This is a genomic window from Methylobacterium sp. D48H, from assembly GCF_053345715.1.
Map to the genome: position 1 here is coordinate 1 of NZ_JBKFAP010000244.1, position 253 is coordinate 253.

General features: G+C 64.8%; 1 protein-coding gene and 1 pseudogene. Both read right to left on the reverse strand.

The window, feature by feature from the left end:
* Positions 1–134: pseudogene (locus tag ACLBX8_RS32325) on the reverse strand (IS5-like element ISMra2 family transposase); the annotation flags it as partial.
* Between the two features lie 26 nt (positions 135–160).
* Positions 161–253 (reverse strand): IS3 family transposase (locus ACLBX8_RS32330; protein ID WP_447716487.1); only part of this gene is annotated, 93 nt, incomplete at its 5' end.

Here is a 253-nt window from a genome sequence, read left to right on the forward strand (position 1 = left end):
GGGCGGCCCCGCCCTGGACGTGGCACCGCGCCCTTGTCCATGAGAGCATCCAACGCAAACTGCTCGTGCCGCTCGCCCGCCGTCAGCACCGCCGTGATCGGCTTACCCCCGCCCTCGGCACGCAGATTGATCCTCCCTCGGTGTCGCGGACACAGAGAGATCATTTCGTGGTCCTCTCGGCTTGCTCGGGCGTAAGATAGCCGAGTGCCGAGTGGATGCGTTGCCGATTGTAGTAGCCCTCGATGTAGGCGAA